The following is a 16,857-nucleotide window of genomic DNA, read 5'->3' as shown; positions in this document are numbered from 1 at the left end:
GTCACGTATTTAATCCTCCCAGTTAATCATACCTTTTCGTTTCATCCATCCTAATATGCGTCGTTCCATTCGACGATTAAACTTTGTAACAAAGCCGTCCGTTTGAGCAACAGGCACAACTAAAATTGTATATAAACCTAATCGATTTCCGCCTAGTACATCTGTTAACAATTGATCTCCAATTACAACCACTTCATCATTTTGCAAACTCATATCCTTTATAGCTCGACGAAATGCTCTTCTCATTGGTTTTTTCGCTTCATAAACAAATGGAATACCAATTGGGTCAGAGAAAAGACGCACTCGCTTTTCTACGTTATTTGATACAATTGTGACTTTAATGCCACTTTCTTGCATGACTTTAAACCATTCAATTAACTCCGGTGTTGCTTCTGGGCGATCCCATTCAACAAGTGTATTATCAAGGTCTGTAATAATCCCTTTAACCCCTTTATCTTTTAGCATTTGTGGGGTGATATGAAAAATACTTTTTACATGCTCATTTGGTAAAAAAAAGTTTAACACGCATTCAACACCTCGTATTTATAATAAGACACTCAAAACAATACAATACACCATTATAACAATGGCAACTAGCAATTTTCCAACAAAAATTAATAGAAATTAAAAAATAAGAGAATGAACCGTTTTATAAATTCACCTTTTTATCACTAAATTTTTCGACAAAATTTGAATGACAAAACGTGTGGATAATTTTATCAACATTATCCCATCCCAAAAATCAACATTTATTGGTAATTATAAACAACATACCCACAATTTATCCACCCATACCTGTGGATAACAGAACGGTTGTTCCACCTCCTATTTCATGGTAGATTATGTGTAAGGAATTTACTAATATATGCTATCACTCAGTCAACCAGAACACCTATCTTATTTTATAGGAGGTGGCCGCCTCTCATTGGCGGACAAATGAGAAAATTATCAGACAAGCTGCTCATCGAGTCATATTGTAAGGCAACAGAGCTTAAATTAAATCCTGAATTCATTCAATTAATCGAGCAAGAGATTAAGCGCCGTTCTTTAAAAATTAAAGTTAAATTATCTTCCTAACAAATAAATGAGCCTTTTATGACTATATCTTTTTTAATCAAGCCTACAGATATAGCCATAGAAGGCTCTCTTTTTACAAACTTAACGTACCTATTCTTTCTCCAACCTTTACAAGTTGATCTTGTTTAATATGAGAGGAAAGCTGTATGGTATCTTTCTCAAATAACAAAATAACAGTTGAGCCAAAAGTAAAATAAGCCATCTCTTGTCCTTTGATTAATTGATTACTCTCATGCATGCGCTCAATACTATTAATAAACATCGCACCAACTTTCACCATTAGCACATGACCAGAGGAGTGCTGAACTTCTGTTAATTGTCGATAATTCTTGATAAGCGGGTCTTTTCCATATTTCAATCCTGCTTGGTTCACAGGATAAGATTTATTCCCTAATGTCCAAGTCTGAACGATTGATCCAGAAATGGGACTATGAATTCGATGATAATCTTTTGGACTTAAGTAGAGAATCACAAATTCTCCATCAATGTATTTATGTAATACTTCGTCGTTACCTACCATTTCTTGAATTGAGTAACGTTTGTTTTTCACAATGATTTCTTTTGATGGTAAGATGCGCCCACATTCTTCTACTTTTGCGTCTACAGGACTAACTAAACTACTTGTTGACTCATCAATTGGACGTGCCTCTTCTTTTAAGGTACGAATAAATAAATCATGCAACGTAGGATAAGACCTTAAACTTTTTTCCATCTCATCTTGGTTAATTTTAAATATTTGTGCATATGATGGAATTAACAGCGCACTGATTCGAGAAGTAGCAAATTTTTGAACAAGCAGTGAAGAAGCGCGATGATTTGTCAGCTCGATTAGAGCACGATAGATGTTTTTAAGCAATAAAATTTACCTCCATAAAAAATACCTCTTTACTAGACTAAAAATTGCATCTAAAATAAGATTACCATTTACTTTTTGGGTTTTCCTTTTTTTTACACGTCCCATCCTCAGTAAAGGAGTGAGGAGAAATGTTTTTATTAGAGTATTTAGATCATACAATAAAAAAAATAAAATCACAGGCAGCAAACGCATTAACATTACTTAATTTAAGCTTAGGTGGCCTTGCTATTCTATTTATACTAAAAGACCAATTAAACTTAAGTTTATTACTAATTTTTTTAGCGGCATTGGCCGATCGTTTTGATGGGATGGTAGCAAGAAAGCTTCAAGTTGAATCTGAATTAGGAAAACAGTTGGATTCCATGTGCGATATTATATCATTTGGAATTGCTCCAGCTCTACTACTTTATCAAAGTATTTTGTTTGAATATGGTGCACCAGGAGCTATTTTTACCATTTTCTATATTGCTTGTGGGGCTTTAAGACTTGCCCGCTTTAACATTACCGAAAGCAATGGATATTTCACAGGATTACCCATTACAGCAGCTGGTTGCTTGTTAACATTAAGTTATTTAGGTGTTCCTTATTTACCTTCACACTTTTTCATGTTTTTAACGATAATTTTAGCTTTGTTAATGATTGGAACGTTTCGTCTTAAAAAAGTATAAACTGAGCTCATGCATATGCATGAGCTTTTTTTGTGACCTTTTATTTACAATAATAGCCACCATACCAGTAAAATCCACCAAAAATTAGTAGCAACACGACCAGAACAATAATGATTGCTAAGCCCCATCCCCAACCAAATCCACCTCCACCACACGGAGGATAACAAGGATATCCATACGGATAGCATCCATATTGCATCATATTTCACCCCTTTATCTCTCATTACTTATAAATATGTACAATAGCGGAATTTGTATAGGCTTTTATCTTCCTTTTACAAGTTCTACATGTTCACAAATCAGTCATGAGATCGTAACAAATTATCCAAACCAACGTATCTACGTTATTCTTCCAGCATGTTACATTTAAAAAAACAATAAAAAGGGGTGAAAGAGATGTTTTTAAGCGTCATTAGTATTGTACTAACTTCCGTTATTGCCATTGTTATCGGAACAGAAATAACAGCAGAATTAGAAGGTTAAACGTGTTAAGCAGAACTCTATTTTGATGCGCATAACTTCCTTTTTTTCATTTAAGAAAAGGGGGTATGGTTCATTCGCTCTTTACTTATCATTCTGTTTTCATCCATAAAACCCCTACCGTTGCAATTGTTAATACAAGTACAAGTAGCCACTTAAGTGTAAAACCATCTTCAATTATATTTGCAATCGTTGCCAGTATAATAACAAATCCAGTTAGTAGAACAATAAACTTTTTGATCATTTTTTTCACCTTGCCTATGTTATTCGTTTTTATTTTACAAAGAAATGGTTTGTAAGTCTAATGTTTATCATAATCTTGACCATGTCAGCACATTCATTGGCATGGTTTTTTTATTGTACAGACACAGAACGCCTCTTTTCTCATATAAATGAACAATAGGCTTTTGGTTGTTTTTTACTATATGGAGGTGAGGAGATGTCTACTTTTTTTGCTGCTGTTGGTTATTTATTGAAAGAATTAGTGTTTCTCGTATCATATGTAAAAAACAATGCGTTTCCCCAACCGCTATCAGCTGCTGAGGAACAAAAATACTTAACACTTATGGCCGAAGGTGATTCACACGCTCGTAATACACTCATTGAACACAATTTAAGACTTGTGGCACACATTGTTAAAAAGTTTGAAAACACGGGTGAAGACGCAGAAGATTTAATTTCAATTGGAACCATTGGTCTTATTAAAGCGATTGAAAGCTACTCTCAAGGTAAAGGAACAAAATTAGCCACTTATGCGGCTCGTTGTATTGAGAATGAAATTTTGATGCATTTAAGAGCTTTAAAGAAAACAAAGAAAGATGTTTCTCTACATGACCCAATCGGTCAAGACAAAGAAGGAAACGAGATTAGTCTTATTGATGTGCTAAAGTCCGAATCTGATGATGTCATTGATACGATACAATTAAATATGGAGCTTGAAAAAATTAAAGAGTACATTGATATTTTAGATGATCGGGAGCGTGAAGTCATTGTCGGTCGCTTTGGTCTAGATCTCCAAAAAGAAAAAACACAAAGAGAAATTGCAAAAGAGCTTGGGATATCACGTAGTTATGTCTCTCGTATCGAAAAGCGAGCTTTGATGAAAATGTTTCATGAATTTTATCGTGCTGAAAAAGAAAAGCGAAAAAACGGTAAGTAAGGTAGCAACCGCTACCTTACTTACCGTTTTTATTATTTAAATAAAGGCCAGATAATTACGCGTAGCAAAATCATCTCGATCCCTCCTAATTCAATCAATATGAAGTTAGGTGGAGTCTTTCTCCACAAATAGCCAAGTAATCATATAAAAAGTCGGATTAATCATCCTTCATCACACCTTTCGTTTATTTTATAGTCAGATTAAAAAAAGCGATGAAATTCATATTTACGATCTTTCATTTGTTCTTCAATTTTCTTCACACGTCTCGCATGTTCAAGCTCATCCTTCGTTAATTTACGAGGTTGAATCGTAATCGTCAGAAAAAAGATATTAAGTGTCATTATTTTTCACCTCCTCATAATAAAAACCACAGGGATTCACCTTCCTGTGGTTTTTAGACATAATAAAACCACAGGAAGACTATTCTAACCTGTGGTTAATAGGCATATTTAGAATGATTTCTAAATTACATCGATGCACATACCGGTCGAATAGGATAAAAATATTCAGTTGTATCAATTGCTACCATGTCTAAAATCCATAACATATCCTTCGACCTCCTTTTCTCATCGGTAATTTAAAATAACTTACATTGGTAATTATATCCACATCTTATTGCTTTGTAAACCTTTTTTGTTGAAAATGTTTTCAACAAAAAAAGACAAAATAAACGACTGTTGGTCATCCATTTTGCCTTTTATTATCTAGTTCTCTTCTCGCTCTAATAACTCTTTCTTTAACTTTTTCACTTTAAATGCAAAGTAAAAAGATAATCCTAATAATAAGACGATGGCACCCATCATCACGTTGAGTTGGAAGAGTGCTTTCTCTCCGTTCCCTATTAAGATACCAATATATAAAAATGTACTTACAGACAATAGTACATAAATAAATCGACGATAATCTTCAATCTTTGTTTCAATTCGTTTAATTAATTGATTATCCACATGTATCACCTCTGAATTGAATGTGATACTATTACTTTAACATAGATGCCTACCCTTCTAATCAATCAATTTGTGTAAAAATTGGTTTTTAAAGGTAACAACAATTTTATTGATTAAACGAACAGAAAGATTTTTCCTTATCAAATCTAAAACATAGAGGAGGATTCAAATGGACATCGCTGCACTATCTATTGCACTAAATCAAACAAACATACAAAATCAATCTAGTCTTTCCATGATGAAAATGACCATGGATGTGTCTAAACAGAATGGAAATAGCATGATTGAGTTACTTCAAAGCAACACACTCCCACAAGCACCTCACCCTTATGCAGGTCAAAAATTAGATTTAAAAGCTTAAGAAAATAAAAGAGAAGCTCGAAAAAATTCGAGCTTCTCTTTTATTTCATTGCAGTTGTTAAATCTTCAATTAAATCTTCTACATCCTCTAGACCTACTGAGATGCGCACCAATCCATCTGTAATGCCTAGCTGTTGACGACGATCTGCTGGGATGGATGCATGTGTCATTCTTGCAGGAACAGAGATCAAGCTTTCAACCGCTCCTAAGCTTTCAGCAAGCGTGAAATACTTAACAGAATTTAATAGTTTATCAGCTGCTTCTTGGCTTCCTACGTCAAATGATACCATTCCACCAAATCCACGCCCCTGCTTTTTCGCAAGTTCATGATTTGGATGAGATGCTAAACCAGGGTAGTATACTTTCGTTACTTGAGGATGATTCGTTAAAAAGTCTACAATCTTTCTTGTATTTTCTTCGTGCTCTTCCATACGAATACCTAATGTTTTCATCCCTCGCATTAATAACCAAGAATCTTGCGGCCCTAATACCCCACCTGTTGAATTTTGAACAAAGTGTAAATCCTCAGCCAACTGCTCAGAGTTCACCACAACAAGGCCTGCTACAACATCACTATGTCCACCTAGATATTTTGTTGCACTATGAAGAACAATATCTGCACCTTGTTCAATTGGATTTTGCCAATAAGGTGTGCTAAATGTATTATCAACGATTGTTAATAAATTATGCTGTTTAGCAATTTTGGCAGCACCCTCAATATCCGTAATTTTTAATAGTGGATTGGTTGGTGTCTCAATGTAAATAGCTTTTGTGTTTGAACGAATCTCTTTTTCGATATTATCAAGGTTGCTTGTATCAACAAAAGTAGAATCAATTCCTACTCGGTTTAATACTTTCGTCATTACTCGATACGTACCACCATATACATCGTCTGTTAAAATAACATGATCACCACTATTAAATAACATCATAACAGCTGTAATCGCAGCCATTCCTGATCCAAAAGCAAAGCCAGCTTTTCCGCCTTCAACATCAGCAATTAGCTCTTCTAACGCATGTCTTGTTGGGTTACCTGTACGCGAATATTCAAATCCCTTATGTCCGCCTACTCCTTCTTGCTTGTACGTACTAACTTGATAGATTGGAACCGAAACAGCTCCTGTATGTGGATCTCCTGCAATACCTCCGTGGATTAAGCGTGTTTTGCGTTTCATTGTTAAATCCCACCTTCGTAAATTTTTTTACTTAAATAACGCTCACTACTATCAGGGAAAATCGTTACAATATTCGTTCCTGACTTTGCGCTTGATGCTTCAATTAAAGCTGCATGAAGAGCAGCCCCTGAGGAGCTTCCGACTAACAGCCCTTCTTTTCGAGCAAGTTGTTTTACACACTCAAATGCATCTACATCATAGACGGTATGAATACTATTAAAATATGAAGTTTCCATATAACCTGGTAGAAACTCCATTCCAATTCCTTCTGTTTTATGGGGCCCTGATTCTCCACCATTTAAAATGGATCCTTCTGGCTCTACAATCGCTGTTTTAATATGAGGGATTTTTTCCTTAAGGAATTTTGCGGTTCCCATAAAAGTTCCTCCCGTACCTGCACCAGCAACAAAAACGTCAATTTTCCCATCAAGTTGCTCGTAAAGTTCAGGACCAAGTGTTTTATAATAAGTCAATGGATTAGCTGGATTAGCAAATTGCTGCGGACAAAACGAATCAGGAATTTCTTTTAGCAATTCTTCTGCTTTAGCAATTGCCCCTTTTATTCCTTCACTTGTCGGAGTATGAATAATTTTAGCTCCTAACGCTTTCATCATTTCTTGTTTTTCCACGCTAAACTTCTCTGGCATACATACAATCACATTAATGTTACGATTAATAGCCGCTAACGCTAATCCAATTCCTGTATTTCCAGCGGTAGGTTCGATAATTGTACCGCCTTCTTTTAATTTTCCTGACTGTAACGCATCTTCTAATAACTCTTGCCCTAATCGGTCTTTTACGCTACCACCAGGATTAAAATATTCCAATTTAGCGAAGAGACGAACACCCTCTGGAAGTGGAAAATTTGTTATTTCAACCACAGGTGTCTTCCCTATAAGCTCATGTACACTTTTTGCTACTTGCATACTTCCACCTCGTTACAATTGACTTTAAACATAGGAGAGGATGAAACAACAATGTCGCTTCATCCTACAAGTAAATATAGTTGTCTTTTTACCCTTTAAGTTTAGAGACAAATTTCAGAACAAGGTTTGTAGAATTAACAGCCGCTTTTTCTAAAAATTGCTCAAATGAAACATCTGATTCTTTCCCAGCAATATCAGACAATGCGCGAAGTACAACAAACGGAACATCAAATTGATGGCAAACTTGCGCTACCGCCGCTGCTTCCATTTCAGCTGCATAAAGATTTGGGAATTGTTCACGAACAAATTCTACACGCTTTGGATCGTTCATAAACGAATCACCTGTTGCGATTAATCCTTTCGCTACTTGCATATCTGTTACTTCTTTGGCACTTTGCTCTGCGATTTTAATTAATTTTTCATCCGCTTCAAATGCTGCTGGTGAACCTGGCACTTGACCATATTTATAACCAAATGCTGTTACATCTACATCGTGATGAACAACAGCTGTTGAAATGACCGCATCACCAACATTTAAGTCAGGGTGAAAACCACCAGCTGAACCTGTATTAATAACGTAATCTGGCTGGAATTTCTCTAATAAAATGGCCGTTGACATCGCAGCATTGACTTTTCCAATTCCTGATTTTAACAACACCACTTCTACACCATCAATTGTTCCTGATGAATATTCAGATCCACCAATCACTACTTCTTGTCGGTCCTCTACTTTGTCACGTAAAATTGTTACTTCTTCTTCCATTGCTCCGATAATTGCGATTTTCATCTGAAACCCTCTTTCGTTTATTGTTTGGTTGCGTTCACCACCCAGACAAAATGGTTAAAACGTGTAAATGTTGTTTCAAATCCATTCTTCTCAAAAATAGCACGCAACACATCAATTGTTGTGTAATACTCACGTTGCAAGTCTTCTGCTAAGTTAAAATACCCACGTGCGTTTGCTTGCTTAATCGTGTCTTCAAAAGCTTCTTCGCTTTCAAACATTGTATCAGCAAACACTATTTTACCACCTGGCTCTAACAAGTTTCCATACTTTGCGACAGCTTCTTGTTTCTCATCATCTGTTAAGTGGTGAAAAGCATACGTACTTACAATGCTATCTACTCGTTCTTTAGGCAAATTAAATTCAATGAAATCGCCGTCTTCAATTGTAATGACGTCTCCTAACTTCTCAATGGCTAACTCTCTCATCGGCTGAGATGGCTCAACTCCATGTACAGCTCGACCGTTAGCTACTAGTTTTGTTGTTAAATTTCCTGTTCCTACCCCAAACTCTACTACATTTCCTTTAGATAAATCTGCTACAGATTGCAAAATATCCTCGTAACGGTTAAATACCTCTTTATATTCCTCATCATGCCCATGAACAGATGCGTCATACTCACTTGCCCAATCTTCAAAGATGTTTAAAAATTCACGGCCCATGTAACTTCCCCCTAAATATATAATTCCTATAGATATACTATGTTTTAAAACTTTAATTGGTTCAAAATTATCATATAAAATGATTTTAGGCAAGAAAAATGTGTTTCCAAGTATAGTAAATCCCTCTTCTTTTTGATGCGCTTTCATTTCTTTAGGTGAATCTCATGATCTTTGGTATAGAAGCTATTTCTTATTGAATTCAACCAATTTCATTTAGAATGTTTTTTTATGAATTATCTAATGCTGATATAGTATAATGTAAGTAAAACTACGCTCTTTAAATTCCGACTGGAGGACTAAGAAATGAACTTTCAAATTGATTTTATTAAAGATAAAGTTGAATTTTTTGAATCAACGAATGTACAAGATCTCGAAAAGCAAATCACAGAAAAAATTGAACAAAATAAAGCCATTCTATTAGAAGTACAAAGTGTATCTCATCAAATGTCTGTTGATTACGCTCATGGAAAGCGTTATTATTCAGCCGTCGTTCATTTTAAAGCAAGCAAATAAAAAAGAGTGTCTCCAAAAGGGAAAAACACCCTTTCAGAGACACTCTTACACAAACTGAACTGTTATGAAAACTCCGTAAGACTCCGATTTTTTCATTAGTGATTCAGTTTACATAGAACAAACACGTGATTTAAACTTTTAAAATAGCTCTTTTTACTGCGCTAACTCGTCTACAACAACTGGCTTCCAACCTTCGCTTTCAACCCAGTCGATTTGTACACGATATTTTTTGTTTTCTGATTTTGAGCTGATGGTTGCGACTGCTTTTTGTGGACTACCATTGTTGCCAATTCGCCAGATTGTCATATCTTCTACCGGTACACCAGAACCATAACTAACAGCTTGTAGCATTTCATTCCAATCAACTGATCCTTTTTCATAGGTTGCTGCATGAGGTTCAGATTGTTGAGTCCCAACCGGCTCCCATGAAGGATCTACAATGCGGCGATTTACACCCGCTTCTGGGTTTTCTTGTACCTCTGCTTCGCCAGCTTCTTCAGTCATTTCATTTTCTTCATCTGATTCATCTTCAACATTTTCTTCTTGTTCTTCGTTTTTATCTTTATCATTGTTGTTATCTTCATTACTTTCCGCTGACTCTTCATTGGTTTCCTGTTGCTTTTGTTCTGATGCAGGCTCTTTTGTTGCTTTTTCTCCATCCGACTTACCAAACATCATTTGACCACCGATGAAAACGATTAGTACTGCTACAACTACAATAAGCACATTGTATACACGGTTCATCTTTCTTTCTTTGTTTCGTTGTGAAAAACGTTTGTTGTCCATTACTACGACTTCCTCCAACTATTATAATGCTTTATTCTATCATTTAGCCTACCATACATGAAGAGAAATGTCTCTTTTGAAGCCAATTTGTAATATTAAAGACAAATTTTATCTAGGTAGAAAACTAGCTCATTTCGTACAATTCTTTAACGATCTCGTAAAAAATTTGGTTTGTAGGAGAGGTATCGCTAAACGTATTTAAGTCTACAACTACTAACGCATATTTAGGGTTTTCCACTGGAAAATAACCTGCAAACCATTTATTGACGATTTCTTTATTCGCTGCGTTTACTCGAATATCCGCTGTTCCTGATTTTCCAGCTACCGTATATGGCAAGGTTTGAAATCTTCTCCCTGTGCCTTTCTCTTGAATGACAACTTCCTTTAATAACCTTTGTAACTGAAGAGCTGTGTATGGACTAATTCGATTTCCTGACATCTTTTGATTATGGAATGTGTAAAGAGAGCCACCATTCTTATATTGAATTTCATCTACAATTTTCACTGTTTGTTTTTTTCCACCTCTTGCGATTGTAGCCATCATATTAGCAACAGATAACGGAGTAAGCTTTACATTACGCTGCCCGATAGCTGCTAATTTAACAAGGTTTACATCTTTTTTATCATCATCAGGATGCCAAATGGTATTTCGTGCTTCTTGGTCAAATTGACGAAATTGCTCAAAGTGAAACACATCTCCATTCCAACCTACTAATTCTGTTAAGCCTAGCTTATGAGCATACTCATCCATCATCTCTGGGTCTTTTTCACTCATCTTTTTTGCTAAGTCAGAAAACGTACGATTACAACTTTCGGCAAAACTATCTGTAAAGTTTAACAAACCTTGCTTTTTTTTCGCAGGTAATATTTTATCATGAATGCTATAATCACAGTTATATAACTCATTAGCTTGAACTAGGTTTTGCTCAATGGCTGCTGCGGCAATAACCGTTTTAAAAATAGAACCTGGCATCTGTGGTGTAAGCATACGATTGACGATGCTTTTTTCATTGTTATATGGATTTTTTTTATTAATGCTTGGTCTACTTGTCATGGCTACTACTTCACTTGTTTCTACGTCAAGAAGGACAAAACCTCCCTCTTTAAGGCCGCTCCGATTCATGACTTCTTCTAGTCTCTTCTGAATAGCTACATCAACCGTCGTTTGAATATTCACAGGATAAAATGGATTAGCTGCTCCTGTATATTTTACATCAATCCCAAACAGCGGACCTCCACGTCGATCCACATGATACAAAAGCTTTGATTCTTGTTCAGGTAATAAAAATTCATCAAACGAACGCTGTAACCCTGAGATACCTACAGGAGTCGTAATCGAAATTTCTCCTTTTTTTAATTGATTTTTGTAGTTTTTCTCAATAATCTCTTTGCTTTCAGCTGTTATACCAACTATATGATCAGCTACAGTTGTTTGTTGTTCTTCTTGGATAGGTACAGCAAAAACACCAGGTGTTTGTAATCTGTTGATTTCTTCCATTTGGCTACCGGATAACTCTCCACCAATCATTGTTGGCTCTTTCATCTTTTTTACTGCTTCTGTTAAAACATATGGAGATAATCCAGCCAAAGCTGCTATTTCTTCTACCGGCCAGTCCATCTCTTTTAAAAACGGGAACAAGACTAGTCGATTGCTTTTTGTATAGAGTAATGATTCACCGTTACGATCAACAAGTTTCCCCCTCCCATCATCAATGATCATTTCCTGCGTGCGTTGTTTCACGCTTGCTTCAATTAAATTAATGTTGTTGTCTGAAAAAGATTCTGTGCTAATAAGCTGAATTTGCATTAAACGACTATTTAAAAGAAGCATCCCTACCATGATAAGAGTTGACACAATCAATAACCGTTTACGGATTTTTGTCATAAAAAACACCTCATCTTTAGTCTCGACGAGGTGTTTTTGTTTAAAACACAAAAGTATACATAAAAATAAAAAAACACGAGTTTACAAAGAGCTCTCCTTCGTAAACTCGTGTTTTATGTAAGATACATACATCTATTTCGATGCTTCACCATGGTTTAATACCACTGACCTTATTTTACAGAAACAATTTTCACTGACATTTCGCCACCTGGCGTTTGTACAGCTACTTCATCTCCAATTTGTTTACCCATTAAGCTTTTCGCGATTGGAGAATCATTTGAAATCTTTCCTTCAAACGGATCTGCCTCTGCACTACCTACAATCGTATATGTCTCTTCTTCACCATCTGGTAATTCTACAAATGTGACAGATTTACCTAATGAAACAATCGATGAGTTTTCAGAGTCTTCTTCAATAATTCTAGCATTACGAATCATGTTTTCAAGTGTTGTAATACGACCTTCCACAAACGCTTGTTCCTCTTTAGCTGAATCATACTCAGAGTTCTCTGATAAGTCTCCAAAGCTACGAGCGATTTTGATTCGTTCAACAACTTCTTTACGTTTAACCGCTTTTAAATATTCTAATTCTTGTTCTAACTTTTGTTTTCCTTCTTCTGTCATTGGGAACACTTTTTCTTGTGCCATAACCCTTCACTCCTTTTTAGCTAAGAAATGCCTCATAAAAAGAGGTCTTTATGTATGAAAAAATTTTCCACATCGCGGAAAATATATAATGATAGAGAAATGACAGCTTCAATATGAAGCTGCTCATTCCTCTATTCTTTATAATTTGTGTTATTATTCATCAAAATATAACGTTGTTGCAATTACATAAAAATTCCTTTATCTATGCTATGTTATTACAAAATGGCTTTTTGTTCAAGAATTGTTTGAATTTTAGTAACCATTAAATCAACTGCAACGTGGTTTTGTCCACCTTCAGGAATAATAATATCAGCATAGCGCTTCGTTGGTTCAATAAATTGATTATGCATCGGACGAACAACTGAAACATATTGATCAACAACAGACTCTAATGTACGTCCTCTTTCCTTAATATCACGAAGCATACGACGAATAATGCGTATGTCTGCATCTGTATCTACGTATAGTTTAATATCCATTAACTCACGTAAACGCTCGTCTTCTAAGACTAAAATTCCTTCAACGATAATAACATCCTTTGGCTCTTCTACAATTACTTCTTCTGAACGTGTATGAATGGTATAGTCGTATACCGGTTTTTCAATGCTCTCATAATTTAACAACTTTTGCAAGTGCTCAATTAACAAGTCATTGTCGAATGCTAGTGGATGATCGTAGTTTGTTTGTAAGCGTTGCTCAAATGGTACTGTACTTTGATCTTTGTAATAGTAGTCTTGCTCTATTAACATAATAGAATGTCCTTGGAAATACTCATAAATGGCCTTTGTAACAGTTGTTTTACCAGACCCTGAGCCACCAGCAATTCCAATCACAACCGGTTTTTTCCCCATAGTATGTTTAAAGCCCCTTTCTCATCATGTTGTATGGGAATAGAGGTTTGTCCACCTTAAATTTTACAATTTGTAACGGATGGCGTGCAGCGTCTAACTCGTTACCATCTTCATCCCAAACTTTGTCGATAATTTGTGTAAAGTTTTTAATTTCAGGACCAAAGAATTCAACTTCATCTCCTGGCTTAAAGTGATTACGTTGTTGCAATGTTACCATATTGGTTTCTTCATCGTAATCTAACACTAGACCTGCAAAGTCATATGTTGTCTTCTTACCATGAACACCAAACATTTGCTCTTCAAAACCTGGTACACCTTCAAAGAAAGCTGGAGCGGTATCACGATTTGCACATTTGTCTAACTCTTCTAACCACTCTTTTTGAATAACAAAGTTATCTGGATCTGCACAATAGGCATCAATCACTTTACGATATACACTTACTACAGTCGCAACATAATGAATGGATTTCATGCGTCCTTCAATTTTCAAGCTATCAATTCCTAATTCAATCATTTGCGGAATCGATTGAATTAGATTTAAGTCTTTTGGACTCATTGCAAATGAGTTGTCCTCTTCATTAAATAATGCTACCTCATCGTTGTTTTCAACTTTAAATAAATCATAGTCCCAACGACATGATTGACAACAGCCACCACGGTTTGAATCACGTGCTGTCATATGGTTACTTAGTACACATCTACCTGAATACGCAATACACATCGCTCCATGAATAAAGGTTTCAATTTCAATGTCTACTTTTTCTTTCATTTCGCGAATTTCTTCTGCACTTGTTTCACGCGCTAGTACAACACGTTCTAGTCCTTCTTCTTTCCAGAACTGAACGGCTTTCCAGTTCGATAATGATTGCTGGGTGCTTAAGTGCACTTCTAGCTTTGGTGCTACACGACGACATGTTTCAATAATAAGAGGGTCGGCTACAATAATTCCCCAGATGCCTGCATCTTGGAGACCTTTTAAGTAGTCTTCTAACCCATCCATGTTTTCATTATGCGCAAAAATGTTTGTTGTTACGTAAATTCTTGCACCATATTGTTTTGCAAATTCTACGCCTTCTGCCATTTCTTCTTGTGAGAAGTTATCAGCATTTGAACGTAAGCCGAATTCTTTGCCCCCGATAAAAACAGCATCTGCTCCGTAACGAACAGCAACTTTTAATTTTTCTAAGTTACCTGCTGGAGCTAAGAGCTCAGGCTTTTTTGTAATGACGCGCTTACCGTCAATTACCGTATCGATTTTAACAGCCATTGTTTCTACCTCCTCTAAAATGTTCAATCGTTATTAAGTAAGCAATCAAGCTCACTACACTTTTCTTATTGTCTAGTTCCGTGAGCTATGTCCTACGGCTGTTTCACTCCTTCCTACGAAGGCAAAATGCGCCTTCTTCTCAGGACCTCTAACATCCTATGGACATAATCAAGCTCACTACACTTTTCTTAGTAAACCGTTTCTTTGAAGAAGAAACCTGTGTCTAGTGGACGGTTCATTGGCTGGATTTCTTCAATGTCAGCTAATAAGTCATCTTTGATGTCTTCGTATTCGTCACGATTATCCACACAAAGATCAATCGCTTTACGATATTTCTTTGTAACTTCAATGATATATTCAGGTGATTTTAATACACCATCAATTTTAAATGAGTCAACGCCAGCATCAATCATGTCAGATAACTCATCGATAATACACATATCATTCGGACTCATAATGTGTGTACCATTCTCGTCTTCATAAATTGGATATTTATTGCTTCGTTCTTTATCTAATAGGAACATATCCTTTTCAAGCTTACGGTTTTCAATCTCCATGACTTTACCTTGGTATTCAAAATAATTTCCTAATAAAGAACGCTTCGATTGGAACATACAGGTCATCCCGTGTACTTGCACTTCGATTTCCACTTCTGCATTTTCTTTCGTTTCAACGATTGCATCCATGCTCAACTCTCTTGCTAATACAGCACGTTTTGAGCCTTTACGTCCCCAATAGTTGCAAGTATGCCAGTTCGTTGCTGTTGTTTCTGTGTTCCAGTGCAACTTCATTTCTGGAGCTGTCTCACGTACAGCCATTAAGACAGCTGGATCTCCAAACACAATTGCATCTACACCTGCTTCTTTTAAGAACAAAATATATTCATTTAGCTCAGCTACTTTATCATTATGAAATAAGGCATTCATTGCTACATACACTTTTACACCTTTTGGATGCGCAATATTTACAGCTTCAACGATGTCTTCTCGCTTAAACTCTCCTGCTAAACGTAATCCGTATCGTTGCTCGCCAATCATCAATGCTGTTGCTCCAGCATCAATTAACGCTTCTATGTCTCCTACAGCAGTAGGTGTTACTAATAATTCTGGTTTTTTCATCATTTGTCACCTCTTTTAATACTAATCGCAATTCCGTCACCAATTGGTAAAATGGTTGTGTAGAAACCAGGATGATTCATCAACCATTCATTATAAGCTTGTAATTTGCGTGTTAAGCTACGAGCGCCTCTTGTTTTAATTTCTTCCACATCTTGAGCTACATAGCCTTTAAACAAGACATTATCTGAAATGATAACGCCACCTTCTTTTAATAATGGCACGTATAGCTCAAAAAAGCGCTGATATTGTCCCTTAGCTGCATCAATAAATACTGTATCATAAGGACCTTCTGCTACAATTTGTTCATGCAAATCAAAAGCGTCACCAAATAACGTATGAATTTGATTTGCTTTATTTGCTCGCTCAATAAAATGAAGAGCTTTTTCATATCGCTCTTCATCTCTTTCAACTGTTACAACTTTGGTGTCTGGTAAAGCCGTTACCATGCGAATAGCAGAATACCCAATAGCTGTTCCAATTTCTAATATACGTTCTGGGTTATACAGTCGAAGAAGTTGCAAAAGTGTCTCAATTCCTATCAATTCCATAATAGGTACACCATGTTCTTGAGCATAGTGCTCCATTTCTTCGATAAGCTCATTTCGTTTTGGAATAAGCTGTTCTACATAATGCTCAACATTTTGTAAAAGCAACAATGCTTCCCCCGATCAATTCAACAATATATAAATAAAGAGT

22 protein-coding genes are annotated in these 16,857 nt (G+C 35.9%); 5 read left to right on the top strand and 17 right to left on the bottom strand.

The window, feature by feature from the left end:
• Positions 1 to 9: 9 nt before the first annotated feature.
• Positions 10 to 525, bottom strand: a complete 516-nt coding sequence (locus JOC83_RS01370) for a YqeG family HAD IIIA-type phosphatase (protein ID WP_205182773.1) — start codon at positions 523 to 525, stop codon at positions 10 to 12.
• A gap of 411 nt (positions 526 to 936) precedes the next feature.
• Here JOC83_RS01370 and sda point away from each other — a divergent pair, with 411 nt between their 5' ends.
• Positions 937 to 1,077, top strand: coding sequence for a sporulation histidine kinase inhibitor Sda (gene sda, locus JOC83_RS01365; protein WP_205182772.1), 141 nt, complete (start codon positions 937 to 939; stop codon positions 1,075 to 1,077).
• A gap of 73 nt (positions 1,078 to 1,150) precedes the next feature.
• Here the strand turns inward: sda and JOC83_RS01360 are convergent, their stop codons facing one another.
• Positions 1,151 to 1,933, bottom strand: a complete 783-nt coding sequence (locus JOC83_RS01360; protein ID WP_205182770.1) for a phosphatidylserine decarboxylase — start codon at positions 1,931 to 1,933, stop codon at positions 1,151 to 1,153.
• A gap of 128 nt (positions 1,934 to 2,061) precedes the next feature.
• Between JOC83_RS01360 and pssA the strand changes: the two genes are divergently transcribed.
• Complete coding sequence (gene pssA / locus JOC83_RS01355) at positions 2,062 to 2,601, top strand: CDP-diacylglycerol--serine O-phosphatidyltransferase (protein ID WP_205182768.1); 540 nt, start codon at positions 2,062 to 2,064, stop codon at positions 2,599 to 2,601.
• 40 nt (positions 2,602 to 2,641) lie between these two features.
• Here the strand turns inward: pssA and JOC83_RS01350 are convergent, their stop codons facing one another.
• Together JOC83_RS01350 and JOC83_RS01345 are read right to left on the bottom strand one after the other, a co-directional pair.
• Entirely contained in the window at positions 2,642 to 2,803 is a 162-nt protein-coding gene (locus JOC83_RS01350) for a hypothetical protein (protein ID WP_205182766.1), read from the bottom strand.
• Between the two features lie 369 nt (positions 2,804 to 3,172).
• The gene (locus JOC83_RS01345; RefSeq protein WP_205182764.1) at positions 3,173 to 3,325 is read right to left on the bottom strand and encodes a hypothetical protein; all 153 of its coding nucleotides are present in this window, start codon (positions 3,323 to 3,325) and stop codon (positions 3,173 to 3,175) included.
• A 195-nt stretch (positions 3,326 to 3,520) separates the two neighbouring features.
• Here JOC83_RS01345 and sigK point away from each other — a divergent pair, with 195 nt between their 5' ends.
• The gene (gene sigK, locus JOC83_RS01340; protein WP_205182762.1) at positions 3,521 to 4,240 is read left to right on the top strand and encodes an RNA polymerase sporulation sigma factor SigK; all 720 of its coding nucleotides are present in this window, start codon (positions 3,521 to 3,523) and stop codon (positions 4,238 to 4,240) included.
• 200 nt (positions 4,241 to 4,440) lie between these two features.
• Here sigK and JOC83_RS01335 read toward each other — a convergent pair whose 3' ends face one another.
• Together JOC83_RS01335 and JOC83_RS01330 are read right to left on the bottom strand one after the other, a co-directional pair.
• Positions 4,441 to 4,581, bottom strand: a complete 141-nt coding sequence (locus JOC83_RS01335; protein WP_205182760.1) for a YrzI family small protein — start codon at positions 4,579 to 4,581, stop codon at positions 4,441 to 4,443.
• Positions 4,582 to 4,944: 363 nt separating this feature from the next.
• Positions 4,945 to 5,187: a YrhC family protein gene (locus JOC83_RS01330; RefSeq protein ID WP_338038861.1), complete on the bottom strand. Its 243-nt coding sequence runs from the start codon at positions 5,185 to 5,187 to the stop codon at positions 4,945 to 4,947.
• Between the two features lie 169 nt (positions 5,188 to 5,356).
• Between JOC83_RS01330 and JOC83_RS01325 the strand changes: the two genes are divergently transcribed.
• The gene (locus tag JOC83_RS01325; RefSeq protein WP_205182758.1) at positions 5,357 to 5,548 is read left to right on the top strand and encodes a YjfB family protein; all 192 of its coding nucleotides are present in this window, start codon (positions 5,357 to 5,359) and stop codon (positions 5,546 to 5,548) included.
• A gap of 40 nt (positions 5,549 to 5,588) precedes the next feature.
• Here the strand turns inward: JOC83_RS01325 and JOC83_RS01320 are convergent, their stop codons facing one another.
• The 4 genes from JOC83_RS01320 to JOC83_RS01305 all read right to left on the bottom strand — a co-directional run bounded on the left by JOC83_RS01320 (position 5,589) and on the right by JOC83_RS01305 (position 9,094).
• The gene (locus JOC83_RS01320) at positions 5,589 to 6,722 is read right to left on the bottom strand and encodes a bifunctional cystathionine gamma-lyase/homocysteine desulfhydrase (RefSeq protein WP_205182756.1); all 1,134 of its coding nucleotides are present in this window, start codon (positions 6,720 to 6,722) and stop codon (positions 5,589 to 5,591) included.
• Positions 6,723 to 6,724: 2 nt separating this feature from the next.
• The gene (locus JOC83_RS01315) at positions 6,725 to 7,648 is read right to left on the bottom strand and encodes a PLP-dependent cysteine synthase family protein (RefSeq protein WP_205182755.1); all 924 of its coding nucleotides are present in this window, start codon (positions 7,646 to 7,648) and stop codon (positions 6,725 to 6,727) included.
• A gap of 88 nt (positions 7,649 to 7,736) precedes the next feature.
• Positions 7,737 to 8,435, bottom strand: coding sequence for a 5'-methylthioadenosine/S-adenosylhomocysteine nucleosidase (gene mtnN / locus JOC83_RS01310; protein ID WP_205182753.1), 699 nt, complete (start codon positions 8,433 to 8,435; stop codon positions 7,737 to 7,739).
• Positions 8,436 to 8,452: 17 nt separating this feature from the next.
• Positions 8,453 to 9,094, bottom strand: a complete 642-nt coding sequence (locus JOC83_RS01305; protein WP_205182751.1) for a class I SAM-dependent DNA methyltransferase — start codon at positions 9,092 to 9,094, stop codon at positions 8,453 to 8,455.
• Between the two features lie 303 nt (positions 9,095 to 9,397).
• Between JOC83_RS01305 and JOC83_RS01300 the strand changes: the two genes are divergently transcribed.
• Complete coding sequence (locus tag JOC83_RS01300; protein WP_205182749.1) at positions 9,398 to 9,607, top strand: DUF2536 family protein; 210 nt, start codon at positions 9,398 to 9,400, stop codon at positions 9,605 to 9,607.
• A gap of 153 nt (positions 9,608 to 9,760) precedes the next feature.
• On the opposite strand, the gene JOC83_RS01295 is transcribed toward JOC83_RS01300, so the two are convergent.
• The 7 genes from JOC83_RS01295 to JOC83_RS01265 form a co-directional block, all read right to left on the bottom strand.
• Positions 9,761 to 10,393: a YrrS family protein gene (locus JOC83_RS01295; RefSeq protein WP_205182747.1), complete on the bottom strand. Its 633-nt coding sequence runs from the start codon at positions 10,391 to 10,393 to the stop codon at positions 9,761 to 9,763.
• Between the two features lie 124 nt (positions 10,394 to 10,517).
• On the bottom strand, positions 10,518 to 12,278 hold the full coding sequence (locus JOC83_RS01290; protein WP_205182745.1) for a peptidoglycan D,D-transpeptidase FtsI family protein: 1,761 nt from the start codon (positions 12,276 to 12,278) through the stop codon (positions 10,518 to 10,520).
• Positions 12,279 to 12,448: 170 nt separating this feature from the next.
• On the bottom strand, positions 12,449 to 12,925 hold the full coding sequence (gene greA / locus JOC83_RS01285) for a transcription elongation factor GreA (RefSeq protein ID WP_205182743.1): 477 nt from the start codon (positions 12,923 to 12,925) through the stop codon (positions 12,449 to 12,451).
• Positions 12,926 to 13,140: 215 nt separating this feature from the next.
• The gene (gene udk / locus JOC83_RS01280; protein WP_205182741.1) at positions 13,141 to 13,776 is read right to left on the bottom strand and encodes a uridine kinase; all 636 of its coding nucleotides are present in this window, start codon (positions 13,774 to 13,776) and stop codon (positions 13,141 to 13,143) included.
• Positions 13,777 to 13,783: 7 nt separating this feature from the next.
• Entirely contained in the window at positions 13,784 to 15,043 is a 1,260-nt protein-coding gene (locus JOC83_RS01275; RefSeq protein WP_205182739.1) for a peptidase U32 family protein, read from the bottom strand.
• A 188-nt stretch (positions 15,044 to 15,231) separates the two neighbouring features.
• Entirely contained in the window at positions 15,232 to 16,161 is a 930-nt protein-coding gene (locus JOC83_RS01270) for a peptidase U32 family protein (RefSeq protein ID WP_205182738.1), read from the bottom strand.
• Positions 16,161 to 16,814, bottom strand: coding sequence for an O-methyltransferase (locus tag JOC83_RS01265; RefSeq protein WP_205182737.1), 654 nt, complete (start codon positions 16,812 to 16,814; stop codon positions 16,161 to 16,163). The genes JOC83_RS01270 and JOC83_RS01265 overlap by 1 nt, the downstream gene beginning before the upstream one ends.
• Positions 16,815 to 16,857: the final 43 nt, after the last annotated feature.

The organism is Priestia iocasae (assembly GCF_016909075.1).
In the GTDB taxonomy this organism is placed as follows: domain Bacteria; phylum Bacillota; class Bacilli; order Bacillales; family Bacillaceae_H; genus Priestia; species Priestia iocasae.
Note: the sequence above shows the minus strand (reverse complement) of the source record. Positions and strands in the feature narration are given on the sequence as shown.

Coding starts and splice junctions, on each gene's coding strand:
- JOC83_RS01335 (WP_205182760.1), bottom strand. CDS start 4,581: ATGACACTTAATATCTTTTTTCTGACGATTACGATTCAACCTCGTAAA.
- greA (WP_205182743.1), bottom strand. CDS start 12,925: ATGGCACAAGAAAAAGTGTTCCCAATGACAGAAGAAGGAAAACAAAAG.
- JOC83_RS01325 (WP_205182758.1), top strand. CDS start 5,357: ATGGACATCGCTGCACTATCTATTGCACTAAATCAAACAAACATACAA.
- sda (WP_205182772.1), top strand. CDS start 937: ATGAGAAAATTATCAGACAAGCTGCTCATCGAGTCATATTGTAAGGCA.
- JOC83_RS01290 (WP_205182745.1), bottom strand. CDS start 12,278: ATGACAAAAATCCGTAAACGGTTATTGATTGTGTCAACTCTTATCATG.
- udk (WP_205182741.1), bottom strand. CDS start 13,776: ATGGGGAAAAAACCGGTTGTGATTGGAATTGCTGGTGGCTCAGGGTCT.
- JOC83_RS01270 (WP_205182738.1), bottom strand. CDS start 16,161: ATGAAAAAACCAGAATTATTAGTAACACCTACTGCTGTAGGAGACATA.
- JOC83_RS01275 (WP_205182739.1), bottom strand. CDS start 15,043: ATGGCTGTTAAAATCGATACGGTAATTGACGGTAAGCGCGTCATTACA.
- JOC83_RS01305 (WP_205182751.1), bottom strand. CDS start 9,094: ATGGGCCGTGAATTTTTAAACATCTTTGAAGATTGGGCAAGTGAGTAT.
- sigK (WP_205182762.1), top strand. CDS start 3,521: ATGTCTACTTTTTTTGCTGCTGTTGGTTATTTATTGAAAGAATTAGTG.
- pssA (WP_205182768.1), top strand. CDS start 2,062: ATGTTTTTATTAGAGTATTTAGATCATACAATAAAAAAAATAAAATCA.
- JOC83_RS01350 (WP_205182766.1), bottom strand. CDS start 2,803: ATGATGCAATATGGATGCTATCCGTATGGATATCCTTGTTATCCTCCG.
- JOC83_RS01320 (WP_205182756.1), bottom strand. CDS start 6,722: ATGAAACGCAAAACACGCTTAATCCACGGAGGTATTGCAGGAGATCCA.
- JOC83_RS01345 (WP_205182764.1), bottom strand. CDS start 3,325: ATGATCAAAAAGTTTATTGTTCTACTAACTGGATTTGTTATTATACTG.
- mtnN (WP_205182753.1), bottom strand. CDS start 8,435: ATGAAAATCGCAATTATCGGAGCAATGGAAGAAGAAGTAACAATTTTA.
- JOC83_RS01300 (WP_205182749.1), top strand. CDS start 9,398: ATGAACTTTCAAATTGATTTTATTAAAGATAAAGTTGAATTTTTTGAA.
- JOC83_RS01295 (WP_205182747.1), bottom strand. CDS start 10,393: ATGGACAACAAACGTTTTTCACAACGAAACAAAGAAAGAAAGATGAAC.
- JOC83_RS01315 (WP_205182755.1), bottom strand. CDS start 7,648: ATGCAAGTAGCAAAAAGTGTACATGAGCTTATAGGGAAGACACCTGTG.